The 8,916-nt window shown below is 67.1% G+C and carries 7 protein-coding genes and 1 pseudogene; all 8 read right to left on the bottom strand.

Annotated features, from left to right (window positions below; genetic code table 11):
- A pseudogene (locus QN345_RS12400) lies at window positions 1-209 on the bottom strand (hypothetical protein); the annotation flags it as partial.
- A gap of 131 nt (window positions 210-340) precedes the next feature.
- Window positions 341-1,402: a metalloregulator ArsR/SmtB family transcription factor gene (locus QN345_RS12395; RefSeq protein ID WP_322188575.1), complete on the bottom strand. Its 1,062-nt coding sequence runs from the start codon at window positions 1,400-1,402 to the stop codon at window positions 341-343.
- Window positions 1,403-1,477: 75 nt separating this feature from the next.
- Entirely contained in the window at window positions 1,478-2,188 is a 711-nt protein-coding gene (locus QN345_RS12390) for a GntR family transcriptional regulator (protein ID WP_241975479.1), read from the bottom strand.
- A 110-nt stretch (window positions 2,189-2,298) separates the two neighbouring features.
- On the bottom strand, window positions 2,299-3,375 hold the full coding sequence (gene uxuA, locus QN345_RS12385; RefSeq protein ID WP_134446652.1) for a mannonate dehydratase: 1,077 nt from the start codon (window positions 3,373-3,375) through the stop codon (window positions 2,299-2,301).
- The gene (locus QN345_RS12380; RefSeq protein WP_322188578.1) at window positions 3,366-5,021 is read right to left on the bottom strand and encodes a mannitol dehydrogenase family protein; all 1,656 of its coding nucleotides are present in this window, start codon (window positions 5,019-5,021) and stop codon (window positions 3,366-3,368) included. Before QN345_RS12380 ends, uxuA begins: the two co-directional genes overlap by 10 nt.
- Before the next feature lie 5 nt (window positions 5,022-5,026).
- The gene (locus QN345_RS12375) at window positions 5,027-5,155 is read right to left on the bottom strand and encodes a hypothetical protein (RefSeq protein ID WP_255454104.1); all 129 of its coding nucleotides are present in this window, start codon (window positions 5,153-5,155) and stop codon (window positions 5,027-5,029) included.
- A 209-nt stretch (window positions 5,156-5,364) separates the two neighbouring features.
- Window positions 5,365-7,344: an FAD-dependent oxidoreductase gene (locus QN345_RS12370; protein WP_323508695.1), complete on the bottom strand. Its 1,980-nt coding sequence runs from the start codon at window positions 7,342-7,344 to the stop codon at window positions 5,365-5,367.
- A 249-nt stretch (window positions 7,345-7,593) separates the two neighbouring features.
- Window positions 7,594-8,667, bottom strand: a complete 1,074-nt coding sequence (locus tag QN345_RS12365; RefSeq protein ID WP_322188581.1) for a DMT family transporter — start codon at window positions 8,665-8,667, stop codon at window positions 7,594-7,596.
- Window positions 8,668-8,916 lie beyond the last annotated feature (249 nt).

Here is an 8,916-nt window from a genome sequence, read left to right as displayed (position 1 = left end):
GCCCCGGCCGACCGCCTCCGGCGCTCAGCGAGCGCCACCGCGAACGCGAGGATCGCCAGGAGCGCGCCGCCGAACACGATGCGCGCCGCGCCGAGAGACGTCGCACTCGCCTGGGCACCGCCGAGGGCGCCGAGGGCCTGAGCGGTGCCCGTCGTCCCGAAGCACACGGCCGCAAGTACGATCAGCCACCTCGAAGCCCGCACGGTCATACGTCATTGTTCCATGCGCCCTGCCGCTGCCTGCCACCGTGAGATGGACGGTCGAGATGCACCGTTCCGGTCGAGTGTTCCCGTTCTGCCGGTGGCTCTCGACCGGAAAAGGTACATCTCGGAGGGCACACTCAGGTCGTGGGCAGCCGCATCCGGTCGAGGTCGGCGAGGAGGGCCTTGACCCGCGCCTCGATCTCGTCGCGAATCGCCCGGACGCCCTCCATCGGGAGTCCGACGGGGTCGGCGAGGTCCCAGTCGAGGTACGTGCGGCCGGGATAGACCGGGCACGCGTCGCCGCAGCCCATCGTGATCACGTAGTCCGCCGCCCGGACGACCTCGTCCGTCAACGGCTTGGGGTACTCGCCCGCGAGGGGAACGCCGATCTCGTCGAGCGCGGCGACGACCATCGGATTGACCCGGCCGGCCGGAGCCGACCCTGCCGTCAGGACCCGCACGCGATCCCCCGCGAGCGACCGCAGAATGGCCGAGGCGAGCTGGGATCGTCCTGCGTTCTGAACGCAGACGAACAGCACGTCCGGAACGTCCGGAACGTCGGGAACGTCCGGAGAGCCTGGAGAACCCGGAATGCCCGACGCGCCCGACGCGTCGGACGCGTCCGTCGCGAAGAGACCGTTCGTCGCATTCCGGCCATCCACCGCGGCCAGCGACTGCAGTCGGTCGCCGGCGAAGCGCGCCGTGAACGAGGGAAGATAGCGGGTGATCTTCGCCTGCCGGGCGAGGAGTTCGTAGCTCTCCCGCACGTATCGGCCGACGGTTTCGTGCGCGAACGTGCCCCGGAACCGGGTCGCGAGGTCGTCCGTGATGCGCGCCAGCACGGGCGCGGCCACGACGGCCGCGATCGGGTCGGTGTCGCTCCTGGTCGTCTCGAGAACGTCGCCGACCCGCTCGGGCACGACCGAATACCAGACCTGACGCCCGACCTGATCCCGGGCGAGCAGGCCTTCCTCGGTCATGATGCGCATGTGATGGCTGACGGTCGGCTGGCTCAGTCCGAGTGCCGTGGCGAGTTCGCCGACGAGTGCGCGGCCGTCCGGCCGGCCGACGATCATGCCGAGCAACTGCACCCGGGTCGGGTCGGCCATCGCGCGCAGGCCCCGGGCGATGTCCTCGGCGGCCGCGCGGTCGAGCGGCCGCAGCGCGTCCGGATCGGGGCCGGCAAGGTCTGTTCGCATAGACGCGAGTCTATGCGACCGGGCAGCGGATGCCCCTGGCGACCCGGCGTGCCACCTGGCCGGCGTCCCGCGCGCCTACTGGGACGGGTCGAGGGTGAACAGCTCCGGGTTGGTCTGCCGCACTGCGGCAATGTCGTTGAAGACACGGCGCAGGTGCTCCCGCATGGCGCTCGCGGCCGCATCCCCATCGCCCGCCGCGAGCGAGTCGGTGATGACCTGATGCTGGTCGATCAACACGCTCATCCCGGTGAAGGACAACGACAGGTGCCGCGCCCTGTCGAGGTGCGCCTTGGCCTGGGCGACGGTCCGCCAGGCGGAGCCGTGGCCGCTGATGCCCATCAGGGTCGCGTGGAACTCCTCGTCGAGGGTGAAGAAGCCGGACTGGGTCTTGCGGCTGTCCGCGATCCGCTGAGCGTCGATGATCGCGTTCAGTTCGGCGATGTCGTCGGGCGTCGCGCGGGCGACCGACTCGTTCAGGGCAGCGAGCTCGAGGGATTCCCGCACGAACTGGGCCGTCTCGATCTCGGAGAGCAGGATCGGCGCGACGAGCGTTCCGACCTGAGGGACCACGAAGACGAGCTGCTCCTCGGCGAGGAGGATGAGGCTCTCGCGGATCGGGGTGCGGGACAGCCCGAGCTGGCCGGCGAGCTCGTTCTCGGACAGCCGGGTGCCGGGGGCCAGGTCGAGCGTGATGATCTTCTGGCGGATGATCTCGAGGGCGTGCGTGCGGGCGTTGCGCCGTGTGGTCGCGGGCCTGGCCCGAAACGCTCCCGAATCCATCGTCATCTTTCTAGTATGAGGCGCTGGTGTTCTTGCATGGTACGGCGCAGTCAGGTGGGGCCGGGAGTCCGGGCCCCCCCCGCCCCCCCCCCGCCCCCCCCCACCAACCGGGCGGCTCAGGCCCTGGAGGCCTTGTCGATGGCTTCCCACAGCCCGTTGAGGTACGCGATTCCGAGCGCACGGTCGTACAGGCCATAGCCCGGGCGCCCGGTCTCGCCCCAGATCATCCGGCCGTGGTCCGGACGGATGTACCCGTCGAAGCCGACGTCGTGGAAGGCCTTCATGATCTCGTAGATGTCGAGCGAACCCATCTCCGAGAGGTGCGCGGCCTCCTCGAAGTTGTCGTTGCCGAGGTGCTTGATGTTGCGCACGTGGGCGAACGGCACCCGGTCGCGACCGGCGAAATAGCGGATGAGCGCGGGAACGTCGTTTTCCGGATTCTCACCGAGGCTGCCGGTGCAGAGGGTCAGCGCGTTGTGCGGGCTGTCGACCATTTCGACGATGGCCTTGAGGTCGTCGAAGTTCTTCACGATCCTGGGGAGGCCGAAGATCGGCCGGGGCGGGTCGTCCGGGTGGATGGCCATCTTGATGTCGTACTTCTCGCAGGTCGGGATGATCGCCTCGAGGAAGTACCGCAGGTTGTCGGAGAGCTTCTTCTCGTCGACATCCGCGTACTGGGCGAACAGGGCCTTGAGGCCCTTCATGCGCTCGGGCTCCCAGCCCGGCATGACGTATCCGTTCGAGTCGCCCTCGACCGATGCAGCCATGCCCTCTGGGTCCATGGTGTCGACGATGGACTGGTCATAGGCCATCGTCGTCGAACCGTCGGGAAGCGTCCTGGCCAGCTCGGTGCGCACCCAGTCGAAGACCGGCATGAAGTTGTAGCAGATGACCTTGATGCCGAACTCGGAGAGGTTCCTGATGGTCTCCTTGTAGTTCTCGATGTACGCGTCGCGGCTCGGGAGCCCGATCTTGATGTCGTCGTGGATGTTGACGCTCTCGATCACCTCGAGGCTCATCCCGGCTTCCTCGATCTGTGCTTTCAGCTGGGCGATCTTGGCTTTGGGCCAGACCTCGCCGACCGGGACGTCGTAGAGGGCGCCGACGACACCTTCGACGCCCGGAATCTGCCGGACCTGCCCGAGCGTGATCTTGTCGTCGTCGGGTCCGAACCACCGGAATGTCATTTGCATGATGCTGTCTCCTCTGTGTTACTTGTGGTGCTGTTGCTTGTGGTGCTCGCGTACTTGTGCAGCGTGCTGCGAACCGCCCCGGGGCCCGCGACGAGTTCTTCGACGTACCCCTCGATCCGCGCACCGAGTCCGGTGTCGTACAGGTTCAGCCCGAAGATGTCCCGGTTGGAGAGGATCGGATGCAGCCGCCGGCCGACGCTTGCCGGGTCCCCGAGCCTGATGTCACTCACGTACCGGCGCAGGTGCTCGTTCATCGGGTCCGGGCTCAGCTCGAACGGCTCTCCCCCGTCGTCGAGTGCGAGCAGGTAGCGGCACCAGCCGGCGATGGCGAGCGGAATGAACGTCAGATCGTCGGCGGCGCCAGTGTTCCGGTAGAGCTTGATCGTCTCGCCGAAGCGGATGCCGACCTTCTGCGAGGTGTCGGAGGCGATCCTCTGCGGGGTGTCCGGGATGCGCTTGTTCGGCAGCCGTTCCCCCACGACCTGGTCGAGGAAGCTCTTCGGGTCGATGATGCCGGGGTTCGTCACGACGGGGAGCCCCTCGCGGTAGCCGATCCCCGTGATCAGGGCCGAAATGTCGGCGTCTGCGGTCTCGTCGGCGATCGACGTGAAGCCCAGCAGGCATCCGTAGATCGCCATGGCCGTGTGCAGCGGGTTGAGGCAGGTGCACACCTTCATGCGTTCGACCTTGTTGACGGTGTCGCGGTCGGTGAAGTACACGCCGGCCTTCTCGAGCGGCGGACGGCCGTTCGGGAAGGTGTCCTCGACGACGAGGTAGTTGACTTCCTCGGTGTTCACGAAGGGCGCCGTCGTCGTGTGCTTCTGCGTGACGAGGATCTCGGTGTCGCCGAATACCGCTGCCTGCAGCTCGCCGGCGACGGAGGCCGACGGGCCCGGCGTGATCCGGTCGATCATGCTCCAGGGGAATGCGACCTTCGCCGGGTCGGTGAGGTAGCCGAGGTACCCGTCGTCGACGAAGCCCCTGTCCTTCCAGGCCCGGGCGACCACGAGGATCGCGTCGCGGAGCTTCTCGCCGTTGTGCGAGAAGTTGTCGGTGCTGACCATCGCGATCGGGGTCGCGCCGGCCCGGTAGCGCTCGAGGAGAAGCGAGGCCAGGTGCGCCATGGTGTGCCGCGCGTGGTCCGGGCCCGCCTCGATGTCCCCCAGCATGAGCCCGGAAAGTTCGCCGTCCGGGCCCTTCAGGTTGTAGCCCTTCTCGGTGATCGTGACCGTGGCGAGCTGCAGGCTCGGGTTCGCGAAGATCGCCCTGACCCGCGCGGTGCCGGCCGGGTTCGACTCCGCGAGGTACTGGCTCTCGGTGATGCTCGCGATCAGTTCCTTTTCGATGTCCCCGTTCGCCTTCATCACGACGGTCAAAGAGAGGTTGTCGCGACCCTGGTAGATCGTCTCGATCAGTTCGTCGTCGTAGGTGTCGACGACGACGATTCCGGTCTCGCTCTCACCGGCGTTGAGCAGTCGCTGCTGCAGCGAGGCGTGCAGGCAGCGGAACAGGTTCCCGCCGCCGAAGTGGATCCAGGCCGGGTTCGCCGTGGTGGCTCGCGTGACCGCGGCGCGGTCGAAGTGCGGCACGGTGATACCGGCCGATTCGAACGCGGCGAGGTTCTGCATGGTTTCGGTCGTGAGCATCAGCATCAGTTCTTGGCTCCCGCCGTTGTCAGTTCGACCTGGATCTGCTCGAGCGTCTTGCCCTTATTCTCCGGGACGAGCTTGTACGTGCCGGCGTGTGCTTTGGGTTGTGCTGGTGCGTGTGCGACGGTCATTGTCGCCACCTTCCTGGGGATGGAGCTCGTCCCGAGACGGATGGTCCCTGGTTGCTTAGACTACTACCATACTAGTGTTCCACAGGAATGGCTAGGACAGTGCCGCGGGCGTGCCGGACGCACCGAGCGCGGGTGCTCCGCCGCAACGCGGGTGGCGCACCACCAGCGGAACGGCGCAACACCCGCGCTCGGTGCGCGAAGGTCGCCGCCTACAGGCCGGAGGCGACTTCGAAGGCGTCCCAGATCCCGTACATGATGTTCGACACCCTGCGGGCATCGCCGAGGAGGTGGATCTCCTTGCCGGAATCGAGAATGCTCCGGTACAGCGTGTTGTTCGAGGCGTAGCCGACCGAGAGGATCACCGATTCGCTCGCGATCTCCCGCTCGATGCCGCCGACGACCACGACGACGCCCTGCGGTGTCGCACGCAGCACCGTGGCCGACGTCACCGTCGCGATGCCCTTGAACGGAATGAGTTCGTGCAGCATCATGTGGTTCGCCTCGCACAGCGGCCCGGACACGTCGAGGATGTCCTCGGCCTGCTCGACGATCGTGACGTTCACCCCGTGGTCGGCGAGGTGCAGGGCGAGCTCGCACCCGACGAGGCCGCCTCCGACGATCACGGTTGTCGCGCCCGGGACCGAGACGCCCTCGAGCACGTCGGCGGCCGAGAACACCGGCACGCCGCCCGGCAGCGCGAAGAGCCGTGGCACCGAACCGGTGGCGACGATGATCTCGTCCGCGGCGGATGCCTCGATCATCGTCTCGTCGACCGGCGCATTCAGGTGCACCTCGACTCCGAGCTCGGCGAGCGTGGCCTCGTACCAGCGGATCAGCGCGAGGTCGTCCTCCTTGAAATCGGGGACACCTCCCGGAATCAGGTTTCCGCCGAGGGCAGCGGAGGCCTCATAGATGACGGGCACGTGCCCGCGCAACGCGAGCACCCTGGCCGCCTCGCAGCCGGCGACCCCGCCGCCGACGATCATCACGTTCTTGGCCCGGAGCGCCGGGTGCAGGCGCCATTCGGCTTCGCGTCCGCACTGGGGGTTGACCGCGCAGTTGATGGCGGCGAACGCTTCGATCCGGCCCATGCACCCCTCCTGGCAGGAGAGGCACGGGCGGATCAGGTTCTGGTGCCCGCTGTGCAGCTTGTTGACGTAGTCGGCGTCGGCCAGAAGTGGGCGGCCGAGCGAGACGAGGTCCGTCGCGCCGTCCTCGACCGCGGCGAGCGCGATGTCCGGGTCGTCCATCCGGCCGGCGCAGATGACCGTGATGCCGACCGCATCGCTGACCGCCTTGGCGAAGGGCACGTAGAGGCCCTTCTTCTGGTACATCGGCGGGTGGTTCCAGAACCAGGAGTCGTAGGTGCCCACGTCGATGTCGAGGGCGTCATATCCGTACTCCTCGAAGAGGCGCGCGGCCTCGAGACCTTCCGGGAGGTCGCGACCCTTCTCGACGAAGTCCTCCCCGGGAAGGCCGCCCTCTCGCCAGTCCTTCACGAACGACTTGGGGCTGAATCGCAGCGTGACCGGGTAGTCGGCGCCGCAGCGTTCCTTGATTTCGTCGACGATCTCGCGGGCGAAGCGCAACCGGTTGTCGAGGCTTCCGCCGTACGCATCCGTGCGCTGGTTATAGAAGGAGGTCGCGAACTGGTCGAGGAGGTACCCCTCGTGCACGGCATGGATCTGCACGCCGTCGAACCCGGCGCGCTGGGCGAGCACCGCGGAATCGCCCATGCTCCGCACCGTCGCGTGGATCTCCTCGACCGTCATCTCGCGGCAGATGGCCTCTGACCACCGATGCTTGATCGGCGACGGCGCGACCGGCTGCGCGCCGCCCTGGAGGAAGGCGGTCATGATGACCCGACCGAAGCCGGCGCCGAGTTGCAGCATGATTTTGGCGTCGTAGGCGTGCACCCGCTCGACGAGTTCACGGCTGGTGCGGAGGAACGCACCGGGATTCCGCATCGGCATCGGCACGCTGCCGTTCGGAAACTTCTCCGCCGGGTTGGTGACGGGCGTGATTCCCGTGATGATGAGCCCGACGCCGCCGCGGGCTCGCGCGACGTAGTACTCGATGCCGCGCGAATTCCAGCCGCCCTCCGCATCTGAGAAACCGAGGGGCCCCATCGGCGCCATCGCGAATCGGTTCTTGAGCTCCATCGACCCGAGGTTCGTCGGTTCGAACAGGCGGCGATATCGAACGGATGCGCGGGGCGGCGCCGGAGAGGCGGGTGCAGCGGATGCTGGTGGTGCAGTCTTAATCGTTGGGACAGTCAGGATTGACGTAGCGGTATCCTCCTTGGTTGAGTGGATCCGCCAACATCGTTGTCAAGGGTGCAGCTTCTTCGGCGAAGCCGCGACGGTCCCTCCCTCCTCACGGTACGCTCAGCGCGGCGATGCGGACCGAGGAAACGGCCGAATCGGAATCTGTCAGGCTCAGTGCTCGTGCCGGTGGTGCATGTCCGGGTAGTGCTCGTGCGTGTGGGTGATGGCTTGGTGCGTGTGTTCGTGCTTGTGCCAGGTTCCCGGCGAGACCGGCTCGGCATGGTCGTGCTGGTGATGCTCATCGTGAGTGTGCCAGTGGTCGTGCGTGATCGGTTCGTGCGTGTGCTCGTGCTCGTGGCGCTCGGTGAGGTGAAGCCAGATCCCGACAGCCATCAGGAAGCCGGCGATGACGAGAGGCCACGTCACGGCGTCACCGAGAATGATGGCCAGCACCGCGCCGAAGAATGGCGCGATCGAGAAGTACGCCCCGGCCCGCGCCGTACCCACATGGCGCATTGCGACGATGAAGAGAACCAGGCTGATGCCGTAGGCGAAGAACCCCACGACGAGGGCCGCAGCGATGTTTCCAGCTGCCGGGAGGTGCGCACCGAGGAGGAAGGCGAGCGCCAGGTTGACCGGGCCGGCGACGGAACCCTTGACGGCGGCGAGCCACGTCGCATCCGTCAGTGCGATCTTTCGGGTGAGGTTGTTGTCGAGGCCCCAGCAGAGGCACGCGCCGAGGATGGCGAGGGACGGCCAGGCGCTTCCGAAGTTCGCCCCGCCGGGAGCGCTCAGGATGACGGCCCCGGCAACGATCGCGAGCATTCCGAGGGCGATGCGCCGGTCGAAATTCTCTGTGAAGACGAACCAGGCCAGGAGTGCGGTGAAGACACCTTCGGCGTTCAGCAGCAGCGATGCGCCCGAGGCCGGCATGTTCGAGAGGCCCAGCATCAGGAGCACAGGGCCGAAGATCCCGCCGAACAGGATCGCACCCGACAGCGGCACCCACTCGGCGCGGCTGAGCCGCACCCGGGGCGACCGGCGAACGACCCGGATCAGGCCGAGGCCGATCCCGGAGCCGCAGTACAGCAGGCCGGCCAGCATCCACGGACTGACCTCGCCGAGGAGGATCTTGGCGAGCGGTGTCCCGGCACCGAACAGCACCGCGGACACCAGCGCCGCCTGGACTCCCCGGTTGGCGAGGGCACCCGCCCTCGAGCCGTTCTCCGGTGATGAAGTATTCATCCGCACAGTCTCTCAGACGCATGGGCGACCACACTCGCGACGTCGGCGAGACTACCGGTTTCCGAGACGGCCACTCCTCAACAAAGTGCTTCTGACCGGGTTATCCACAGGTGATTTGCGGGCGTGCGGATGCCGGTGGAATGTCGGTGATGGTCCGTAGAGTGACCGGTATGACAGCTGAAGAACCCTCAACTATTCGTTCGGAAAGCACGGCGGAACCCCCGCCCGGGACCCCTCCCGACCCCTACC

It is taken from the genome of Cryobacterium sp. 10I1 (assembly GCF_035019805.1).
GTDB classification, from domain to species: Bacteria; Actinomycetota; Actinomycetes; order Actinomycetales; family Microbacteriaceae; genus Cryobacterium; species Cryobacterium glucosi.
This window is presented reverse-complemented; position numbering and strand designations above follow the sequence as displayed.